At 44.0% G+C, this 20,615-nt stretch carries 17 protein-coding genes; 14 read left to right on the top strand and 3 right to left on the bottom strand.

What is annotated here, in order from left to right; all coding sequences use genetic code 11:
* Positions 1 to 48 precede the first annotated feature (48 nt).
* Genes nuoG through nuoN form a run of 8 tightly spaced genes read left to right on the top strand, consistent with a single transcriptional unit; the run spans position 49 to position 10,023 of the window.
* Entirely contained in the window at positions 49 to 2,781 is a 2,733-nt protein-coding gene (gene nuoG / locus AC4IFO_RS01835; RefSeq protein ID WP_490731353.1) for an NADH-quinone oxidoreductase subunit NuoG, read from the top strand.
* The gene (gene nuoH / locus AC4IFO_RS01830) at positions 2,781 to 3,758 is read left to right on the top strand and encodes an NADH-quinone oxidoreductase subunit NuoH (protein ID WP_004912244.1); all 978 of its coding nucleotides are present in this window, start codon (positions 2,781 to 2,783) and stop codon (positions 3,756 to 3,758) included. Before nuoG ends, nuoH begins: the two co-directional genes overlap by 1 nt.
* 14 nt (positions 3,759 to 3,772) lie before the next feature.
* Positions 3,773 to 4,315, top strand: coding sequence for an NADH-quinone oxidoreductase subunit NuoI (nuoI, locus tag AC4IFO_RS01825; protein ID WP_004259834.1), 543 nt, complete (start codon positions 3,773 to 3,775; stop codon positions 4,313 to 4,315).
* 12 nt (positions 4,316 to 4,327) lie between these two features.
* The gene (gene nuoJ / locus AC4IFO_RS01820) at positions 4,328 to 4,864 is read left to right on the top strand and encodes an NADH-quinone oxidoreductase subunit J (RefSeq protein ID WP_219247213.1); all 537 of its coding nucleotides are present in this window, start codon (positions 4,328 to 4,330) and stop codon (positions 4,862 to 4,864) included.
* Positions 4,861 to 5,163 carry an NADH-quinone oxidoreductase subunit NuoK gene (gene nuoK / locus AC4IFO_RS01815; protein ID WP_004912233.1) on the top strand — a complete coding sequence of 101 codons (303 nt, stop codon included), beginning with the start codon at positions 4,861 to 4,863 and terminating at the stop codon, positions 5,161 to 5,163. The genes nuoJ and nuoK overlap by 4 nt, the downstream gene beginning before the upstream one ends.
* Entirely contained in the window at positions 5,160 to 7,016 is a 1,857-nt protein-coding gene (gene nuoL / locus AC4IFO_RS01810; protein ID WP_490731351.1) for an NADH-quinone oxidoreductase subunit L, read from the top strand. The genes nuoK and nuoL overlap by 4 nt, the downstream gene beginning before the upstream one ends.
* A gap of 19 nt (positions 7,017 to 7,035) precedes the next feature.
* Positions 7,036 to 8,556, top strand: coding sequence for an NADH-quinone oxidoreductase subunit M (nuoM, locus tag AC4IFO_RS01805; RefSeq protein WP_353243159.1), 1,521 nt, complete (start codon positions 7,036 to 7,038; stop codon positions 8,554 to 8,556).
* A gap of 6 nt (positions 8,557 to 8,562) precedes the next feature.
* Entirely contained in the window at positions 8,563 to 10,023 is a 1,461-nt protein-coding gene (gene nuoN / locus AC4IFO_RS01800) for an NADH-quinone oxidoreductase subunit NuoN (RefSeq protein WP_490731348.1), read from the top strand.
* 54 nt (positions 10,024 to 10,077) lie between these two features.
* Here nuoN and AC4IFO_RS01795 read toward each other — a convergent pair whose 3' ends face one another.
* Both AC4IFO_RS01795 and AC4IFO_RS01790 read right to left on the bottom strand, forming a co-directional pair.
* A complete protein-coding gene (locus AC4IFO_RS01795) occupies positions 10,078 to 11,088 on the bottom strand; it encodes an alpha-xenorhabdolysin family binary toxin subunit B (protein ID WP_490731347.1) in 1,011 nt (336 codons plus the stop codon).
* 11 nt (positions 11,089 to 11,099) lie between these two features.
* On the bottom strand, positions 11,100 to 12,308 hold the full coding sequence (locus tag AC4IFO_RS01790; protein ID WP_490731346.1) for an alpha-xenorhabdolysin family binary toxin subunit A: 1,209 nt from the start codon (positions 12,306 to 12,308) through the stop codon (positions 11,100 to 11,102).
* Positions 12,309 to 12,972: 664 nt separating this feature from the next.
* Between AC4IFO_RS01790 and AC4IFO_RS01785 the strand changes: the two genes are divergently transcribed.
* The 6 genes from AC4IFO_RS01785 (at position 12,973) to menE (ending at position 20,099) form a co-directional block, all read left to right on the top strand.
* A complete protein-coding gene (locus AC4IFO_RS01785; protein ID WP_490731345.1) occupies positions 12,973 to 14,298 on the top strand; it encodes an isochorismate synthase in 1,326 nt (441 codons plus the stop codon).
* Between the two features lie 128 nt (positions 14,299 to 14,426).
* Positions 14,427 to 16,100: a 2-succinyl-5-enolpyruvyl-6-hydroxy-3-cyclohexene-1-carboxylic-acid synthase gene (menD, locus tag AC4IFO_RS01780; protein ID WP_490731344.1), complete on the top strand. Its 1,674-nt coding sequence runs from the start codon at positions 14,427 to 14,429 to the stop codon at positions 16,098 to 16,100.
* Positions 16,100 to 16,864 (top strand): 2-succinyl-6-hydroxy-2,4-cyclohexadiene-1-carboxylate synthase, encoded by a 765-nt coding sequence (menH, locus tag AC4IFO_RS01775; protein ID WP_490731343.1) that lies wholly within the window; start codon positions 16,100 to 16,102, stop codon positions 16,862 to 16,864. The genes menD and menH overlap by 1 nt, the downstream gene beginning before the upstream one ends.
* 12 nt (positions 16,865 to 16,876) lie before the next feature.
* On the top strand, positions 16,877 to 17,734 hold the full coding sequence (gene menB, locus AC4IFO_RS01770; protein ID WP_206082336.1) for a 1,4-dihydroxy-2-naphthoyl-CoA synthase: 858 nt from the start codon (positions 16,877 to 16,879) through the stop codon (positions 17,732 to 17,734).
* Complete coding sequence (gene menC, locus AC4IFO_RS01765) at positions 17,734 to 18,705, top strand: o-succinylbenzoate synthase (protein ID WP_490731342.1); 972 nt, start codon at positions 17,734 to 17,736, stop codon at positions 18,703 to 18,705. The genes menB and menC overlap by 1 nt, the downstream gene beginning before the upstream one ends.
* Positions 18,693 to 20,099: an o-succinylbenzoate--CoA ligase gene (gene menE / locus AC4IFO_RS01760; protein ID WP_490731340.1), complete on the top strand. Its 1,407-nt coding sequence runs from the start codon at positions 18,693 to 18,695 to the stop codon at positions 20,097 to 20,099. Before menC ends, menE begins: the two co-directional genes overlap by 13 nt.
* 87 nt (positions 20,100 to 20,186) lie before the next feature.
* Here menE and AC4IFO_RS01755 read toward each other — a convergent pair whose 3' ends face one another.
* Positions 20,187 to 20,567, bottom strand: a complete 381-nt coding sequence (locus tag AC4IFO_RS01755; protein ID WP_490731338.1) for a DUF805 domain-containing protein — start codon at positions 20,565 to 20,567, stop codon at positions 20,187 to 20,189.
* Positions 20,568 to 20,615 lie beyond the last annotated feature (48 nt).

Below are 20,615 nucleotides of genomic sequence, written 5' to 3'. Positions count from 1 at the left end.
AGAACGTATTTTTGATTAACGCCTGCTTTATGCGGGCCTTTGGGAAGCATGCTGACTATGGCTACAATATATGTAGACGGCAAAGAATATGACGTTAACGGGTCTGAAAACCTGTTACAAGCCTGTCTTTCTCTCGGGCTAGATATTCCTTATTTTTGCTGGCATCCGGCGCTGGGAAGCGTTGGCGCTTGCCGCCAGTGTGCGGTTAAGCAGTATCAGAACGCGGATGACACCCGCGGTCGCCTAGTAATGTCTTGTATGACACCGGCAACGGAAGGCACGTTCATCTCTATCGATGATGAAGAAGCTAAGCAATTCCGTGAAAGTGTTGTGGAATGGCTGATGACCAACCACCCACACGACTGTCCAGTCTGTGAAGAGGGCGGTAACTGCCACCTGCAAGATATGACGGTGATGACCGGCCATAACATGCGTAAATATCGTTTTACGAAACGCACACACATTAACCAAGATCTGGGGCCTTTCATCAGTCATGAAATGAACCGTTGTATCGCGTGTTATCGCTGTGTTCGTTACTATAAAGATTACGCAGATGGTACGGACTTGGGTGTATATGGCGCACATAACTATGTGTACTTCGGTCGTACAGAAGACGGCACGCTGGAAAGTGAATTTTCCGGTAACTTAGTCGAAGTCTGCCCGACAGGGGTATTTACCGACAAGACCCACTCTGAGCGCTATAACCGTAAATGGGATATGCAATTTGCACCGGGTATCTGCCAACAGTGCAGTATCGGTTGTAATACCAGCCCGGGTGAACGTTATGGTGAAATTCGCCGTATCGAAAACCGTTATAACGGCTCGGTAAACCACTATTTCCTGTGTGACCGCGGTCGCTTTGGTTACGGCTACGTTAACCGTAAAGACCGTCCACGTCAGGCTGTCTTGAACAAAGACGGCGTTAAACAGGTTATCTCTGCGATTGAAGCAATGCAAAGCGGTGCGCAAATTATCAATCAAGCGAAAAAAGTGATTGGTATTGGCTCGCCACGTGCAAGCATTGAAAGCAACTACGCATTACGTGCATTAGTGGGCGCAGAAAACTTCTACTCAGGTATCTCTGCGGGTGAGCAAAGCCGTTTAGCGCTGATGCAAAATATCCTGCAAAATGGCGGTATCTATACGCCAACACTGCGTGAAGTTGAAGGCTACGATGCAGTACTGGTTCTGGGTGAAGATTTAACTCAGACAGGTGCGCGTATGGCGCTGTCTGTTCGTCAAGCAGTGAAAGGTAAAGCACGTGAAATGGCCGCAGCACAGAAAGTTGCTGACTGGCAAATCGCGGCAATCATGAACATTGGTCAACATGCGAAATACCCGCTGTTTATCACCAACGTTGATGATACCCGTTTAGACGATGTTGCCGCTTTCAATTACCGTGCACCGGTTGCTGACCAAGCGCGTTTCGGTTTTGCTATCGCCAATGTGATTAACGGTGAAGCGCCTGCGGTTAACGACTTACCTGCAGACCTGAAAGCGAAAGTGGAAACTATCGCACAAGCCCTTTCAAGTGCGAAAAAACCACTGATTATCAGCGGTAGCCATAGCGCGAGCGATGCAATGATCCAAGCCGCAGCGAACGTGGCATTTGCACTGAAAGCGAAAGGCGCGCAAGTGGGTTTATCTTACTTAGCCTCTCACGCGAACAGCTTCGGTTTAGCAATGATGAACGCACAGCCATTAGACAGCGCATTAGCTCGCATTGAAGCGAACGAAGCGGATGTGGCTATCGTTATCGAAAATGACCTTTACCGTCACAGCAGTGTGGATGCAGTCAATAGCGCATTAGCGAAATTGAGTCACCTGATTGTTGCTGATCACCAGCAAACTGACATCATGGATAAAGCAACACTTGTTCTGCCTGCGGCGAGTTTCGCTGAAGCAGACGGTACGTTGATTAACCAAGAAGGTCGTGCACAACGTTTCTTCCAAGTCTTCGACCCAACGTATTACGACAAGGCTATCGTGATGAACGAAAGCTGGCGCTGGATGCACTCGCTGCAAACAGAAGCGCAAGAACGTGATGCAGATTGGTCGCAACTTGACCATGTGATTGCTGACTGTGTGGCTGCATTACCGCAATTTGCCGGTATTGTGGATTCTGCACCGAAAGCGTCATTCCGTATCCGCGGACAAAAATTAGCGCGTGAACCACATCGTTACAGTGGTCGTACAGCAATGCTGGCGAACCAATCTGTGCATGAGCCACGTCAACCGCAAGATATTGACTCTCCATTTGCTTTCTCAATGGAAGGGAACAACAGCCCAACCGCACCACGCCAGCAAATTCCATTTGCTTGGGCACCGGGTTGGAACTCACCTCAAGCGTGGAATAAATTCCAAGCGGAAGTCGGTGGCCATTTATTATTTGGTGACCCGGGTGTGCGTTTGTTCAATTCAACGGAAAGTAAACTGGGTTACTTCACTGATATTCCAGCCGCTTACCAAGCAGCGGACGCTCAGTGGGTGGTGGCGCCGTATTACCATCTGTTCGGCAGTGATGAAATGTCACAGCGTTCAGAGGTCATTCAACAGCGCATGCCTGAGCCCTATATCATGCTGAACACGCAAGATGCTGCGGCACTTGGCTTGGCAGCAGGGACAAAAGCTGAATTTAGCCATGCAGGCCAAGGGTTCAACTTGACTGTACGTCTCAGCAATAACCTGTCGGCAGGTCAAATTGGCTTACCATTAGGGATGCCGGGTATCGCACCTTCAATGGCTGGCGTGTCAGTCAATAATCTGCGGAGGGGAGCATGATGGATTGGATTTCTCCTGAAGTGATGGAAGTATTAATTTCCATCCTCAAATCTGTCGTCATTTTATTGGTTGTTGTGACTTGTGGGGCATACATGAGTCTGGGAGAGCGCCGTATTCTCGGTCTATTCCAGAATCGTTATGGTCCAAACCGCGTTGGCCCATTTGGGATGGGCCAGTTAATCGCCGACATGTTCAAAATGCTGTTTAAAGAAGACTGGATCCCACAGTTTGCGGACAAGAAAATCTTTACGCTTGCGCCAGTTATCGCATTTTGCTCATTGTTCCTTGCGTTCGCCATCGTGCCTGTCAGCCCGACTTGGCACGTAGCAGACTTAAACATCGGGATTTTATTCTTCCTGATGATGGCAGGTCTGGCGGTGTATGCGGTGCTGTTCGCAGGTTGGTCAAGTAACAACAAATATTCATTATTAGGGGCGATGCGTGCTTCGGCACAAACCGTCAGTTACGAAGTGTTCTTAGGCTTGTCTTTAATGGGCGTAGTCGCACAAGCGGGTTCATTCAACCTGATTGATATTGTGAACTCCCAAGAAGGCATGTGGAACATTATTCCTCAATTCTTTGGTTTTGTGACCTTTGCGATTGCGGGCGTTGCGGTATGTCACCGTCACCCGTTTGACCAACCAGAAGCAGAACAAGAAATTGCGGATGGTTACCACGTTGAATACTCAGGGATGAAGTTCGGTCTGTTCTTCGTCGGTGAGTACATCGGTATCGTAACGGTTTCCGCCCTGATTGTGACGCTGTTCTTTGGTGGCTGGCATGGCCCGTTCCTGCCGTCATTCTTGTGGTTTGCTATCAAAACTGGCTTCTTCATGATGATGTTCATCTTGATCCGTGCCTCTTTACCGCGTCCACGTTATGACCAAGTGATGTCTTTCGGCTGGAAAATCTGCCTGCCATTGACACTGCTTAATCTGCTGGGTACTGCAGCAGTGATTTTATACAACGCTCAGTAAGGGGTGATTGAACCATGACATTGAAAGAGTTATTGGTCGGTTTCGCCACCCAAGTACGTAGTATTTGGATGGTCGGCCTACATGCGTTCGATAAACGCGAAACGCAAATGTATCCAGAAGAGCCGGTTTATCTGCCACCCCGTTACCGTGGTCGTATCGTGCTAACGCGCGATCCAGACGGTGAAGAGCGTTGTGTTGCGTGTAACTTATGTGCGGTTGCTTGCCCAGTGGGTTGTATCTCACTGCAAAAAGCCGAGCACGAAGATGGACGCTGGTATCCGGAATTTTTCCGCGTTAACTTCTCGCGCTGCATTTTCTGTGGTCTGTGTGAAGAGGCTTGTCCAACCACGGCAATCCAATTAACACCTGACTTTGAAATGGCCGACTGGCGACGTCAGGATCTGGTTTACGAGAAAAATGACCTGTTGATTTCAGGTCCGGGTAAATATCCTGATTATAACTTTTACCGTAAATCGGGTATGGCGATTGCAGGTAAAGACAAAGGTGAAGCGGATAATGAAGCGAAACCGATTAACGTCAAAGACCTGTTGCCATAAGGAGCGATATTCATGGAATTTACATTTTATATCGCCGGTCTGGTTGCAATACTTGCAACTTTGAGGGTGATAACTAATACCAACCCGGTGCATGCACTGTTGTATCTGGTTGTTTCTCTGCTGGCACTGTCAATGGTGTTCTTCTCACTCGGCGCGTATTTCGCGGGTGCGTTAGAAATCATCGTTTACGCAGGCGCCATTATGGTCTTGTTCGTGTTCGTCGTCATGATGCTGAACCTAGGCCGCTCTGTGCAAGAACAAGAGCGAGCTTGGTTAACACCGAAAAACTGGATTGGCCCTGCGGCATTATCTGCCGTGTTACTGGCTATCCTAGTTTACGGCATCACGTCTTTATCTTTTGAGAAAGGCATTGATGGCACAGTGATTGGGGCGAAAGAAGTCGGTATTAGCTTGTTCGGGCCATATGTTCTGGCTGTGGAACTTGCTTCACTGCTGTTATTGGCAGGTATCGTCGTCGCATTCCACGTTGGACGTGACCGTAAAGAAAACGGTGCTGACCTTGTTAGCATCGCGGAGGAGCAAAAATGATACCTCTAGAACATGGTCTGATTTTAGCGGCAATCTTATTTGTGATGGGGCTTAGCTGCCTTGTTATCCGCCGCAACTTGCTTTTCATGTTGATCGGACTGGAAATCATGATTAACTCAACTGCACTGGCATTTGTCGTCGCAGGGAGTTTTTGGGGGCAACCAGACGGCCAGATTATGTATATCTTGGCAATCGCGCTGGCTGCAGCGGAGGCGAGTATTGGATTGGCGTTGTTACTGCAACTCCATCGTCATCGTCAGAACCTGAATATTGATAAAGTCAGTGAGATGCGCGGATGAACCTACTCTATTTAACTATTCTGTTGCCTTTACTGGGGTCGGTGTTATTAGCCTTCTCCCGTGGACGCTGGTCAGAAAACGTTTCGGCCATTATTGGTGCGGGGTCGGTCGGCTTAGCTGCCCTCGTCGCATTCTATGCTGGTAACGAATTTTTAGCTCAATCTGTATTAGCAAACGGTGAATACCCACCTTATCCGCAAGCACTTTGGACTTGGATGTCTGTTGGTTCGTTCAACATCCCATTTACCCTAGTACTTGATGGTCTGTCATTGACTATGTTAGGTGTGGTAACGGGTGTGGGCTTCCTTATTCACGTATATGCTTCTTGGTATATGCGTGGCGAGGAAGGTTACTCACGTTTCTTCGCTTACACCAACCTGTTTATCGCGAGCATGGTAGTTTTAGTCCTCGCTGATAACATGATGCTGATGTATCTCGGTTGGGAAGGGGTGGGGCTGTGCAGTTACTTGCTGATTGGTTTCTATTACACCAATCCAGACAACGGCAAAGCTGCGATGAAAGCGTTCTTTGTAACGCGCATCGGTGACGTATTCCTTGCTATCGGTATGTTTATTCTTTGGAATGAACTGGGCACCCTGAATTTCAGCGAAATGGCGGTGTTAGCACCTCAGAAATTTGCTGAAGGTTCAAGCGCAATCAACTGGGCGACCTTGATGTTATTAGGTGGTGCAGTCGGTAAATCGGCTCAGCTACCATTACAAACATGGTTAGCCGACGCGATGGCGGGTCCAACACCAGTTTCTGCACTGATCCACGCCGCAACCATGGTAACTGCGGGCGTTTACTTAATCGCACGTACCCATGTTCTGTTCCTGTTAGCGCCAGAAGTTTTACACTTAGTTGGCGTTGTGGGTGCAGTAACATTAGTACTGGCAGGTTTTGCCGCGGTTGTACAAACGGATATCAAACGTGTCCTCGCTTACTCCACCATGAGCCAAATTGGTTATATGTTCTTGGCGCTGGGTGTTCAAGCTTGGGATGCGGCGATTTTCCACCTGATGACACACGCCTTCTTTAAAGCGTTGTTGTTCCTGTCAGCAGGTTCGGTGATCCTCGCTTGCCACCACGAACAAAACATCTTCAAAATGGGCGGGCTGCGTAAGCAAATCCCATTCATTTACGCTGTGATGTTAATCGGCGGAAGCGCACTGGCAGCATTGCCACTGTTTACCGCAGGTTTCTACAGTAAAGATGCAATTTTGTGGGGCGCGCAGCTTGATGGACAAACTGTGCTGTTGTGGGCAGGTATCCTCGGTGCATTAATGACCGCAATTTATACCTTCCGTATGATTTTCATCGTGTTCCACGGTGAAGCGAAAATCAAAGCGCATAAGGTTAAAGGCATCACTCACACATTGCCACTTGGCATTCTGGCTATCCTTGCAACGTTTGTTGGTGCATTAATTCACCAGCCGTTAGAAGGGGTGTTCCCAGCGGAAGCCGCAGGAAGTGAAGACGGTAAAGTCTTACTTGAAGCGATTTCAGGCGGGTTTGCAATCGCAGGTCTGTTGATTGCCGCATTCCTCTATCTATTTAGACGTTCCATTGTTGATGCTATCGCGAAAACGGCGGTTGGCCGCTTCTTCAGTGCATGGTGGTACCAAGCATGGGGATTCGACTGGCTGTATGACGTCGTCTTTGTGAAACCGTTTAAAGGGATTGCATGGCTACTGGAAAGCGATCCGATTAACTCACTAATGAATATTCCTGCACGCTTATCAAGCTTAGCGAACAAAGGACTTTCTGTGAGTCAAAACGGCCAGATCCGTTGGTATGTTGCCTCATTGGGGCTGGGTGCAGTGCTGATTCTTGCTCTGCTGCTTTTGGTTTAATTAAGGGACACATTGCGCCATGCTACTACCCTGGCTAATACTTATTCCCTTCATCGGTGGCCTGCTGAGCTGGCAGGCTGACCGGTTCAGTCACCGCGCTCCACGCTGGATTGCGCTGGCGACGATGGGATTAACACTTATTCTTTCCGTGCAACTGTGGTTACAAGGGAGTTACTCTCTGGCTAATCCGCAAGGCATTCCACTGTGGCAATCTGAGTTTTTAATGCCGTGGATCCCTGCACTGGGAATCAACATTCACTTAGCGATTGACGGTTTATCACTGTTGATGGTCGTTCTGACCTCTATCATGGGTGCGTTCTCGATTCTGAGCTCATGGAGTGAAAACCAAAAGAACCAAGGTGCCTATCACTTTAACCTTCTGTGGATTATCACAGGGGTGATGGGGATTTTCACCGCGGTTGACCTGTTCTTGTTCTTCTTCTTCTGGGAGATGATGCTGATCCCAATGTACTTCCTGATTGCAAATTGGGGACACAAAGGCTCAGAAAACAGACAACACGTTAACGCGGCGACCAAGTTCTTTATCTATACGCAGGCAAGTGGTTTGATTATGTTAGTGTCCATCATTGGATTGGCACTGGCACACTTCAACTCAACGGGTACCTTAACATTTGATTACGACCAGTTATTAGGCACGCAAATGTCTAGCGGTGTCGCATTCATGTTGATGTTAGGTTTCTTTATTGCCTTCGCTGTTAAAATGCCATTAGTACCATTCCATGGTTGGATGGCAGATACCCAAGAGCAATCCCCAACCGCAGGTTCGGTGGACATCTCCGGTATCATGCTAAAAACCGCGGCTTATGGTCTGTTACGTTTTACGTTACCGCTGTTCCCAGAAGCGTCTATCCAGTTCACGCCAGTGGCGATGACACTGGGTGTGATCAGTATCTTCTACGGTGCATGGTTAGCGTTCAAACAAACGGATATTAAACGTCTGGCGGCTTACAGTAGCTTATCCCATATGGGGTTTGTGACCGTGGCGATTTATGCAAGTTCAGTGTTAGCGTACCAAGGTGCTGTGATCCAAATGATCACTAACGGCTTGTCTGGTGCAGCGTTGATTATCATCAGTGGTCAACTGTACGAGCGTACGCAAACGCGTGATATGCGCATGATGGGTGGATTGTGGAAACGCATTAAATGGTTACCAGGAATGTCCCTGTTCTTTGCTGCGGCAACGTTAGGTATGCCAGGTACAGGTAACTTCATTGGCGAATTTATGATCCTATTCGGTAGCTTCAGCCAATTCACATTAGTGACCTGCATTATGGTATTTGGTGTGGTGTTTGCTTCTATCTACTCACTGTGGATGATGCAACAGACTTACTACGGCACACCAAAATCAGAAAAAGAAATGAAAGGGTTAACGGCGCGTGAATTCGGTGTGCTACTGGCTCTGGCTGCTTTACTGGTTATTATCGGTTTCTATCCACAACCAATTTTAGATACATCAGTTGGTTCAATGGAAACATTGCATAACCTGTATTCTGCTTCACTAACAACATTAGGGCTGTAATTCGCCATGACAATAACTCCTCAAGAACTGATCGCAATACTACCACTGATGATCGTCGGATTGACGGCGGTGGTTGTGATGCTGTCCATTGCGTGGCGACGCGATCACCTGACTAGTGCCGCGCTGACAGTATCGGGTTTTATCATTGCGTTGCTTTCACTCATTTGGGTAGCCGATGGCTACCTGATGGATGTGACTTCGCTTATCCGTGTTGATGGCTTTGCTCTGTTCTACAGTGCGCTTGTCCTGATCGCAGGTATTGGTACCAGCATCTTTGCTTACCATTGGCTGGAAGGCTTTGGTGACAACAGAGACGAATTTCATCAGTTAGTGGCGATTGCCGTGGCAGGTGGTGTGCTGTTATCCATGTCGAACCACATGGCGTCAATGTTTATCGGTATCGAACTGATTTCATTACCTCTGTTTGGTTTAGTGGCGTATACCTTCGAACGTAGCCGTACCTTAGAAGCCGGGATCAAATACATGCTGTTATCCGCAGCAGCGTCTTCGTTCCTGTTATTTGGTATTGCATTGTTGTATGCAGAATCAGGTAGCTTAAGCTTCGCTTCAGTGGGTCAAAGCCTGTCTGACAATCAAATCCATGCACCACTCGTGATGATTGGCTTTGGTATGTTAATTGTTGGCTTTGGTTTCAAACTGTCTCTGTTCCCATTCCAACTGTGGACACCAGACGTATACCAAGGCGCGCCAGCACCCGTTTCTGCGTTCTTAGCAACGGGAAGTAAAATTGCTATCTTTGCTGTATTAGTGCGCATCTTTATGGAAGCGCCGATTACCAGCAGCAATACACTCGCCATTGTTATTTCAGTGATTGCCATTGCCTCTATTCTGTTTGGTAACTTACTGGCTATCACGCAGAAAAGCGCAAAACGCTTACTGGGTTACTCCTCTATCTCCCATATGGGTTACCTGTTAGTGGCACTTGTTGCCCTGCGTACCCATGCAGACTATGCACAAGTGACGATTGCCATTTATTTAGTCGGTTACTTGTTCGCAAGTTTGGGCGCATTTGGTGTGATCAGTATCGTTTCGAGCCCTTACCGTGGTGATGACCAAGACGACTTCAGCGCATTTCGTGGGTTGTTCTGGCATAAACCAGTTCTCGCGACAGTGATGACGGTTGCGCTGTTATCCTTAGCGGGCATTCCAATTACATTAGGGTTTATTGGTAAGTTCTATGTGATTGTTTCCGCAGTGAAAGCTGAACTGTGGTGGTTAACGGGTGCTGTCGTGGTAGGTAGTGCGATTGGTTTGTACTATTACCTGCGCTTTATGGCAAGCCTATACAGCCGTGATGCAGAACATGCTGAGCGTTATACTGGCCCTGAAAAAGCAACGTTGGGTACAGTTTTTGCGGCTATCTGTGCAATTGCAGCCATAGTCTTCGGTGTTTGGCCACAACCGCTTATTGATATTTCGGCATTAGCTGTAGCAATCGTTGGTTAATGAATACAGTCTAAGTAATATGAAGCCGGTTACTGCAAAGTAACCGGTTTTTTTTTAATAAGGCAATTGGCGTTGGTACTGATATTCCACATCATTCAAATAGGTCATTAGCATCTGGCTTGCGGTATTTATTTGGGCTAGGTTAAGGGTCTGCTCCGACATTTTTTCACTCATATATTGGCACCATGAATCCCAATAATTCTTCAGTAATTCAACTTGCTGAATAATAGTTTGCTTATGCATATCAATATTTGTAATTTCATTCGATAAAGACATTAACTGTGAGAGCCTGAATATATTGGTGTCAATGGTATTAAGTTCTTCTTTATGCTCAATAATTTGGTCACTTAGATAAAGTCGCACATCGACTAGCTTAGAGAACTCAAGGCCATCATCAACCATAGAAAGCAGGTTTTTAATATAGTTAATAGCGGCTTTTAATATTTCTTTTTTGTTGGGGGAAATATTTAAAGAGTCAATTAATTCCTTACCTTTAAAATATTTATCAAAAAAATCAGTGAGCTTGGAACGCAGCACAATGTCTTCTGCTGCTGTAATGATAGAGTAATTATTGTGTAGTTCATTTATTTTTGCTTGCATGCTATGTTTTGATGCAAATAAAACTTCTTTTTGGTTTGTATATTGGGAAAACTTTAATTTGTTAGGTTCGTTAAGATGAAATACGAGCAGTGATTCAGTGGTGTAACGTATTTTAGAAATTAACTTTTCTAACTCTAATTTCGTGTCCATTAGGTCATCAATAAAACCTGCAGTGAATACTCGCCTCTTTAAATCTGCATAGTTATCACTAGGTGTTGCTGAAGAATTGGGTTCATATAATTCACTGTTTAGGATGTAGTTTAGTTTGATTCTTAATATGGGTATTGAATTTCGAATAAGTTCATTCAGTCTTTCTGTTTTTATTGCAATTTTTTGTATTCGACCATAAATAATATAATCATAATTTATAATGTTTTTATTAAAAGAAACAATATTATTTGAAATACATCTTAACTGGTAGATATCTGTTGAGGGTAGCATTGGTAAATCAAAGTTGTCATGCATATTAATGCCTTTTATTGGGATGATGTGTCATATGTTTGTAGTTCATCAAATAATTTAATTAAATGAACTGAGTAGTCTTGAATTGAACCCCAAGAAATAATAATTCGTTTGAATTGAGCAACAAATCGAATGAGCTTGTCTGCATTGTTTATTCGTTGGAAAATTTCTATGGATTGCTTTATTTCAGTCAAAATAACTAGCCACATATAATCAAGATGATCAATGGCGAGGCGAGCATCTTTAAACAAACTTTCAATTTTATGCAAGTTAAGTTGGATATCAAAAATGGTTTTTTGAATTAGCTTTTCATTGTTAATCTTGATGTTTAGTTCGGCAATTTCTTTTAATAACTCATTCTTTTTGGCTCTTATTGCATCTGCTTTCGGCCCAAAGATGCTGCTGGTGATGACTAAACCAATAATTCCCCCTGTTAATCCTGTAAAACATAATTTGACAAAGTGGGAGTACTCTTGCTCTAGTTGTACAATATCTTGTTTTTTAAATTCTATCATTTCTTTTAAAAATGATTCTGAGCTATCGCGATTGACGGGTTCGAGTTGTTGATAAAGGCCTTTTATATTAAATAGTAAAGATTCAACATGTTCAAAGTTTGAAAGGTATCCACCTGTAATATAAGCTCTAAAGTCCGATACTGTGTTTTTGATTTTTATTGTTTTTATAGATTGCTGTTTTATATCACTCTTAATTAAATTTAAAATGCTAACAAGTTCAGTGGCAATTTGTTGGTCATCATTTTGATAGGTGATTTTATCTAAATCATTTTCGGTTAAATCATCTAGACTATCGGATATTTTTTGCAAAATTGGCATGTGGTTAATGTACTCAATAATTTGATTGCCCGTTTGCATGATATTTCGACTAGTAAGGGATAAATTAACTGATTGCTCTTTTACCTGTTGTTCTACATTATCCCAACTGTTTGCATGTGTACGTATATTGAGGATTGCGTTTGTCAGTTCTCCAGATTCTATGGGAAGTTCTGTAGATTCATTAATGCCAAACCATTTTAAAATATCAGTCTCACGTAAAGGTAATGCAAGTGCAAAACGAACATGTTTGTGAATATTAATTAAATCTTCTAAAGTAAATATACCTGCTGAGCGAGCAGAAAGTGTATCCTGATTAGTTAACAATGCTAATGTTGCATTTCCTATATTTTCTTTTTCAATAATTCGGTCGTAACATTCTTGAGTTTGCATTATTTATTCCAACTTATTAGGTTAATGAGTTATGAACAGCTAATTTGTTCATTATTTGAATGCATATATATAGTAGGTATAGTGACTAATTTAAGAAAATTGCAGCAATAAATTATAAAGTAGAGGCTTTATATTGATAACCTACTAGAAACGTCAGGCTAGGGTTGATACTAAAAAATGAAAATCAGCGCTAAAAAATAACTCAATGTGTGTATCCCTATAGTAAAAAGTAACATTTATAAAATTGATCTAATTAATAGGAACGCTAATTTTTATAAAGCTAAGCGGGTATGAAATGAAGATAAAGGCCTAAAAGCCTCTTTGCCATAAGGCAGAGCATAGAGCTACCTGTTTAACCTTTGAAATCGTTGATACAAAACTGTTGATTGGTCAATAAATTGGCAACGAAAAACCCAGAACAGTGATAAAGCCACAAAATATCAATTAATTAAATGAATATGTCATTATATAATTGATAGAATAAACTATACTAGACGCAAGAAGAACATCACATTCCAGCCTTAGTCGGTTGTTATGAATCAGCAAAAACAGTACTTGCGGGAGAATAGCTATAGAGACAATGATTCATCAATGTATTAATGCATTTCATTGCGCTATGTAGTCTTTGATGTCAATCGATGTGCTGTGGCAGTAGGGATCTAAAGTGATAAATAAAAAAATTGATAAAGTTATAGCTGAAATTCTGGATCATTTGTCTACATTGGCACTGGGAAACAAAGAATACACACGACTTGTTTGGCAATTTGATGAACAAACGGCTTTTCCTGGCTTAGCATGGCTGTCTTCACAGACTTGTTACCCACAATTTTATTGGTATCAACGTACCGGTGCAGAAGAGTGCAGTGCGCTGGGGCGCGTTAAATCCTTTTATTCTATCGAAGATGCTGAATATTTCTTATCCCAATATCCTCAAACACCTGATGTGCGTTTATGGGGGTTGAACGGTTGGAATGCAGTTGGGGATGGGCTGACAAATGAAGAAAAACAACAAGCGACATATTGTTTTCTCCCACGTTTAGAAATTCACCGATTGCGCTCAACCATCAATGTGAGCCTAAATATTGATGGGAAAGCGGACATTCAAGCTGCAATTGAATTTCTCTCGGAACTAACCACTGTATCAGATGTACCGCTAACGCTTTCTGCTTCGATTACTGAGCAAAAACATATTCCTTGCCATGATGAATGGTGCCGTTTATTAAATGGCGCTATTCGTGATATGAAGATGGGCAAAATGGAGAAAGTGGTGATGGCGCGGGAAACGCAATTATCCCTTTCACAAGCGATATCAGTTGCTGAGTTTTTATCTGCAAGCCAACAAGTCAATCATCATTGCTATCACTTTATGATGGCATTTGATAAACACACTGGGTTCATTTCATCAACACCTGAGCGCTTGTACTTGCGACAAGGCGAGCAACTTAATTCCGAAGCACTTGCAGGTACTGTAGCCAATGATCCTGATGATGTTATTGCTGCGGAACACTCCAAATGGCTGATGGAAGATAAAAAAAATCAGCATGAAAATTTAGTGGTGGTGGATGATATTTGCCAGCAATTGCAGGGCGCTGTTACGGGGATTGATGTTTCCTCAGCAAAAGTGATTCGCTTAAGAAAGATACAACATTTATATCGCTCAATTGTAGCAACCCTGATTACCCCTTCTGATAGCGATTGCTTGCAGCGTCTTCAGCCAACTGCGGCAGTTTGTGGTTTACCAAGAAAAATAGCACGGCAGTTTCTTGCAAAAAATGAGCCTTTTTCTCGAGGATGGTATGCGGGTACTGGCGGGTTTATTAGTTTGAATAAAAGTGAGTTTGCCGTTTCATTGCGCTGTGCTCAAATTAATGGTTCTCAAGTTTCACTATACTCAGGCGCTGGCATAGTGAGAGATTCGGATCCGCAACAAGAGTGGGAAGAAATTGAAAATAAAGCAGCGGGTTTAAAATCGTTGTTTGGTAATGGCTAAAGACCTTAGAATAAAAATGGTTATTTTCTTTTTATTTTCAATTAGTTCACCAAAAATTGTTCTGAGATCAAGAAAATTTTTTCGATCAGTCTAAACTAATTGATAATTAATAATTTGCTGAGCATATTATGTCGAATTCTGCATTTAATATCCGTTGGGCTGAAGTGATCATTGAAGCACTGAGTCGTCACGGAATGAAACACATCTGCATAGCGCCAGGCTCTCGTTCTACGCCATTAACGCTGGCTGCAATTAGCAACGCAAAATTACACTGCCATACGCATTTTGATGAACGTGGCCTTGGGCACCTTGCGCTAGGACTCGCTAAGGCAAGTGACGAACCTGTTGGTGTCATTGTTACCTCAGGCACTGCTGTGGCTAATTTGTATCCATCATTAATTGAAGCAGGATTAACGGGGGAAAAAGTTGTTTTCCTTACTGCTGACAGACCCCCTGAATTGATTGATTGTGGTGCGAATCAAGCAATTCGCCAAACACATATTTTTGCATCACATCCTGCCCAGACATTAATGTTACCACGCCCAACGCGAGATATTTCAGCCAAATGGCTGGTGACAGCGGTGGATAACGGCATGAATCAACTTCATCATGGCGCGTTTCATATCAATTGTCCGTTTGCAGAGCCACTTTACGGTGCGAGTGAAGGGGATTATGAATGGCAGCAAACATTAGGTGATTGGTGGAACTCAAATCACCCATGGTTAAGTGAGCCGCTAACCCAAACTGTTGCTCTCGTGGCAGATTGGTATTTTTGGCGCCAGAAAAAGGGTGTTGTTATCGCTGGGCGCATGGGGGCAGCTGAGGGGGAGCTTGTTGCTGCATGGGCTCAAGAGCTAGGGTGGCCAATATTAGGTGATGTACTATCGCAAACAGGGCAACCGTATCCATGTAGTGATTTATGGCTACAAAATCCAAGTGCTCAAGCCATATTGCAGGACGCTGAATTAGTGGTGCAATTTGGCTCAAGTATTACGGGTAAACGGTTACTGCAATGGCAAGCTAATTGCCAACCGAAAGAATACTGGATTGTTGACCCCATACCACAACGCTTAGACCCTGCAAATCATATGGGACGTAAGCTGACATGCTCAATTAAAGGCTGGCTTGAAAATCACCCTGCACAGCCACGTAGTCTGTGGTGTGAACCATTATTAGAACTTGCTGAAAAAACCCAAAAATATGTTGAAAAACAACTATCAGGTCAATTTTCTGAAGCCGCAGTTGCATATCAGCTCCCTGAGTTACTTCCCCCGCGTGGACAATTATTTGTGGGTAATAGCTTAATCGTACGTTTGATTGATTCATTCGCACAGTTACCGGTGAGTTACCCTGTTTATAGTAATCGAGGAGCCAGTGGTATTGATGGGCTCATTTCTACATTGGCTGGCGTACAACGTGCAACAGCGAGACCCACGTTGGGGATCGTGGGGGACATTTCTGCGTTGTACGATTTAAACAGCCTTGCTCTATTACGCGAACCTTCTGCACCGACTATTTTGATTATTGTAAACAATAATGGTGGGCAAATATTCTCCATGCTGCCAACGCCTGATGATGCGAGACAAAACTATTATTGTATGCCGCAGAATGTCAGCTTTGAACCCGCTGCGAAAATGTTTGGATTGCAATACTGTGCCCCGACAGACTGGGATGGCTTAAAAAATACAGTCCAGCAATTTTGGCATAATCAACATGGCACACTTGTTGTTGAGCTAGTTGTTGAGGGGGATGAAGGTGCACGTACGTTAAAACAGTTACTTAGCGTTGCAGTGGAGCTTTAATGCTAGCTGCCACATTACATAACCCGGAAAAATCAGGCCCTTGCCTCGTTTGGCTTCATGGGTTGCTGGGCAGTGCGGATGATTGGCTTTCGGTGATTGAGCAGTTTAATGATTATCGATCATTAGCCGTTAATTTACCTGGGCACGGTGGCTCACAGAATGAGACGTGCCAAAGTTTCGAACACTTTAATGAACAATTAAATGCACTTTTGCAACACTATCAAATAGATGAATATTACTTAATAGGTTATTCATTAGGGGCTCGTCTTGCCATGCACTTTGCCTGCTTTTACCAGCCAAAAGGGTTGCTAGGGTTGGTCATTGAAGGTGGAAATGTTGGGTTGGATGACTTACAGGCAAGGCGCGAACGTGAAAAGAATGACAAAACATGGGCGCAACGTTTTCGTACTGAGCCCATGAAAAAGGTGCTGAATGATTGGTACCAACAAGCTGTTTTTGCAGATTTATCGGCATTTCAGCGAAATAAGCTGATTGAATTGCGCCAAGAAAATAATCCGCAAGGTATTGCGGACATGCTTGAGAGCACATCATTATCTCAGCAACCATTTTTAGTCCCAAATTTGCACCAACTGACTTGCCCATACCACTATTTTTGTGGCGAGCGAGATCAAAAGTTTCGAAGCGTTTCGCAACAATACACATTGCCATTAACGCTGATTGAAAATGCGGGGCATAATGCTCATCGGGAAAACCCTACGGGCTATGCAACTGCACTTCACCATTTTTTATCACACTGTGGTTAAAGGAATTTGAGAATGATTTATCCAAGCGAAGAAAAACTGTACGCACCTATTGAATGGCAAGACTGCTCCGAAGGGTTTGATGATATTTTGTATCATAAATCCCCTGAAGGGATTGCGAAAATTACCATTAACCGCCCACAAGTGCGTAATGCGTTTCGTCCTCAAACGGTTAAAGAGATGATCCAAGCCTTATCAGACGCACGTTATGATGACCACATTGGTACCATCATTTTAACAGGTGAAGGTGAGAAAGCTTTCTGTGCAGGCGGTGACCAAAAAATTCGTGGCGATTACGGCGGGTACCGTGATGAAAGTGGGACTCACCACTTAAACGTTTTAGATTTTCAACGTCAAATTCGTACCTGTCCAAAGCCTGTTGTTGCAATGGTCGCGGGTTTTGCCATTGGTGGAGGCCATGTTTTACATATGATGTGTGACCTAACGATTGCGGCGGATAATGCGATTTTTGGTCAAACAGGGCCAAAAGTAGGTTCTTTTGACGGCGGCTGGGGCGCATCTTACATGGCACGTATTGTAGGTCAGAAAAAAGCCCGTGAAATCTGGTTCTTATGCCGTCAATATGACGCAAAAGAAGCGTTAGATATGGGGCTGGTCAATACCGTCGTTCCTTACGCTGAATTGGAAAAAGAAACCGTTCGTTGGTGCCGTGAAATGTTAGAAAACAGCCCGATGGCACTGCGTTGCCTGAAAGCCGCATTAAATGCGGACTGTGATGGTCAAGCGGGCCTGCAAGAGTTGGCAGGTAATGCCACCATGCTGTTCTATATGACTGATGAAGGTCAAGAAGGCCGTAATGCTTTCAACGAAAAACGTGCGCCTGATTTCTCTAAATATAAGCGTAATCCGTAATGCGTAAAGCCAAGATTTATTCGTTCAGCCTGCCTATGGAGGCAGGCGTTATCCTTCGTTATCAACGCCTCAAAACACGTGATGGGCTTTTGGTGTGCTTGCAAGATGGGGATAGCGAAGGTTGGGGGGAAATTTCGCCTCTACCTGAATTCAGCCATGAGACTTTGGAAGAAGCAACCGCTGAAACCATTACTTGTCTGAATGAATGGGTGAAAGAAGGCAAAATTTCTGATAGTCAACTTCCTTCAGTAGCATTTGGTGTTAGTTGTGCCGTCGCTGAGTTAACTGGCGAATTACCCAAAGAAGCGGATTATCGCAAGGCACCACTGTGCAGTGGTGACCCTGATGACTTAATTTTGAGCCTTGATGCAATGGAAGGCGAGAAAGTGGCAAAAGTCAAAGTGGGGCTGTATGAAGCCGTACGTGATGGCATGGTGGCAAATCTATTGTTAGAAGCGGTTCCAGAGCTTAAGCTTCGCCTTGATGCGAATCGCAGTTGGACACGTGCAAAAGCGGACGGTTTTGCTAAATATGTTAACCCTGACTACCGTGATCGTATCGCATTCTTAGAAGAACCGTGTAAAACGCGTGAAGAGTCTCTACAATTTGCTGCTGACACGGGCATCAACATTGCATGGGATGAAAGTGTGCGCGAAGAAGGGTTCAAGGTCGAGGCTCTAGAGGGGGTTGCGGCGATTGTGATTAAACCAACACTCACGGGTAGCTTAGCCTATTGCCGTTCTTTAATTGAAGATGCTCATCGTCTTGGCTTACAAGCGGTGATTAGTTCTTCTATTGAAAGCAGTTTTGGCTTAACTCAGCTCGCTCGCGTTGCGCATTGGTTAACACCGAATACAATCCCTGGTCTTGATACGGTTTCTTTAATTCAATCACAGTTAATCCGCCCTTGGCCACAGTGCGAGATTCCATTACAACAGTTAGAGGATTTAACCGTTGTATGGCAGAGTTAACGCCGTTTAATGATTGGCCTTGGCAGCACTGGGCCAATCTTCAACCCGATTCAATTGCTGTATATTCAGATGGTGAAAGCCTAACGTGGGACTCGCTTAACCAACAGGTTAAGGATCTTGTCACTTATTTTTCAATGCAAGGTGTGACAAGGGGGCAATGTGTCGTACTTCGCGGGAAAAACTCGGTTGAGTTATTACTTAGTCAATTGGCACTGATTGCCTGCGGCGTCCGTGTTCTACCGCTTAATCCACGTATTCCTAAACGCGTGTTAAACGAATTATTACCTCATCTAGATGTCAGCTCAGTGATTGATTTTACGGATGATACCGAGCTGCTTTCTCATTATCGAAACCTCGATTACCAACTGTATTATCACTTTATTGGTGAAGATAATTTTCAACCTATCAATTTTCAGATACAAATGGCTCAGCCAGCCACGTTGATATTAACATCTGGGTCAACGGGCTTACCGAAAGCCGCAGTTCACAGTGTTGAGGCCCATCTCAATAGTGCTGATGGTGTCTTGAGTGCGATGAATTACCAACAAGGTGATTGCTGGTTACTTTCCTTACCACTCTTTCATGTTTCTGGACAAGGCATCATTTGGCGTTGGTTACTTAAAGGCGGAGCGCTCGCACTTAAAAATCAACCACTCACAGAAGCCTTGCAAGGCGTTACGCATGCCTCATTGGTACCAACACAGTTATGGCGTTTGCTTAATGATGAAACAGACGTTCAGCTCTTGCTTAAAGAAGTGCTATTAGGTGGTGCCTCAATCCCGTCTTCATTAACGGATTTAGCGCAGAGCAGGGGTATAGCATGCTGGAGTGGCTATGGTATGACCGAAATGGCTTCGACAGTTTGTGCTAAGCGCGCAGATGGTAAACGTGGTGTAGGTTTGCCGTTAAAAGGGAAACAAATTCGTATTGTTGCTGATGAAGTTCAAGTTAAGTCAACGAGTCAGGCTTTAGGTTATTGGTTCGATGGGAAAATTAGTCCTTTAAATTGTATTGATGGATGGTTTAAAACGAATGATAAAGGCGCATTTATTGATGGTGAGTATCAAATACTCGGTCGCCTCGATAATCTCTTTATTAGTGGTGGGGAGTGCGTTCAACCCGAAGATATTGAAGCAGTCATTAATTCTCACCCTAATGTATCGCAAAGTTTTATTATTCCCATTGATGATACAGAATTTGGTCAACGCCCTGTGGCCGTAGTGGAGTGCGACTCAGATTTGCCTCTCAGTGAATTATCCGTTTGGTTAAAAGACAAACTTGCTCCCTATCAGTATCCGAAAAGCTTTTATCAGTTAGAGCCTAGTTTAAAGAGTGGGGGGATAAAAGTGTCTCGTCAGCAAGTAAAAAACTGGGTTTTAGCCCAAGGCCGGTGAATTAGATAACAATGCGGGTGGATAGACAATATTATTTTTGCGGAGATTATCAAGCCGGGGCAGCGGCTTGATAAGTGAAAAGAAGAATTAGGCCTTCGGATCTGGGCCAAATCGATTATTACCCTGAGTCCCATCAAGAATGCTAAAAACAAATAAGATGATCCCACCGAAAGGAACAAATGAGATCAGATACCACCAACCTGATTTGTCTATATCGTGTAAGCGTCTAATAGTGACGGCGATACTCGGCACAATAATCCCTAAGCTATAGATTAGCAATATAACAGACGCAATATAGCCGATACTGCCAATTTCACCTGTATAGCTATCCATTGAAATACTGATTAATATAATCAATGCGCAAAAGACAATCGCGTTGAATAATGTAAACATCCAATATTCTTTACGTCTAGCACGCCCTTCAAAATTCGCATAATTATTTTTTAATACATCCAAATACCAATTCATTTTGATTTTCCTTAACCTAAATTTAAAGTGGGGGAGTATATCGATTGA

Source organism: Providencia sp. UF-224, assembly GCF_058245955.1.
Note: the sequence above shows the minus strand (reverse complement) of the source record. Positions and strands in the feature narration are given on the sequence as shown.

Bases quoted from the DNA above. Each gene is read 5' to 3' on its own strand.
- nuoG (WP_490731353.1), top strand. From the start codon at position 49: ATGCTGACTATGGCTACAATATATGTAGACGGCAAAGAATATGACGTT.
- nuoH (WP_004912244.1), top strand. From the start codon at position 2,781: ATGGATTGGATTTCTCCTGAAGTGATGGAAGTATTAATTTCCATCCTC.
- nuoI (WP_004259834.1), top strand. From the start codon at position 3,773: ATGACATTGAAAGAGTTATTGGTCGGTTTCGCCACCCAAGTACGTAGT.
- nuoJ (WP_219247213.1), top strand. From the start codon at position 4,328: ATGGAATTTACATTTTATATCGCCGGTCTGGTTGCAATACTTGCAACT.
- nuoK (WP_004912233.1), top strand. From the start codon at position 4,861: ATGATACCTCTAGAACATGGTCTGATTTTAGCGGCAATCTTATTTGTG.
- nuoL (WP_490731351.1), top strand. From the start codon at position 5,160: ATGAACCTACTCTATTTAACTATTCTGTTGCCTTTACTGGGGTCGGTG.
- nuoM (WP_353243159.1), top strand. From the start codon at position 7,036: ATGCTACTACCCTGGCTAATACTTATTCCCTTCATCGGTGGCCTGCTG.
- nuoN (WP_490731348.1), top strand. From the start codon at position 8,563: ATGACAATAACTCCTCAAGAACTGATCGCAATACTACCACTGATGATC.
- AC4IFO_RS01795 (WP_490731347.1), bottom strand. From the start codon at position 11,088: ATGCATGACAACTTTGATTTACCAATGCTACCCTCAACAGATATCTAC.
- AC4IFO_RS01790 (WP_490731346.1), bottom strand. From the start codon at position 12,308: ATGCAAACTCAAGAATGTTACGACCGAATTATTGAAAAAGAAAATATA.
- menD (WP_490731344.1), top strand. From the start codon at position 14,427: ATGTCGAATTCTGCATTTAATATCCGTTGGGCTGAAGTGATCATTGAA.
- menH (WP_490731343.1), top strand. From the start codon at position 16,100: ATGCTAGCTGCCACATTACATAACCCGGAAAAATCAGGCCCTTGCCTC.
- menB (WP_206082336.1), top strand. From the start codon at position 16,877: ATGATTTATCCAAGCGAAGAAAAACTGTACGCACCTATTGAATGGCAA.
- menC (WP_490731342.1), top strand. From the start codon at position 17,734: ATGCGTAAAGCCAAGATTTATTCGTTCAGCCTGCCTATGGAGGCAGGC.
- menE (WP_490731340.1), top strand. From the start codon at position 18,693: ATGGCAGAGTTAACGCCGTTTAATGATTGGCCTTGGCAGCACTGGGCC.
- AC4IFO_RS01755 (WP_490731338.1), bottom strand. From the start codon at position 20,567: ATGAATTGGTATTTGGATGTATTAAAAAATAATTATGCGAATTTTGAA.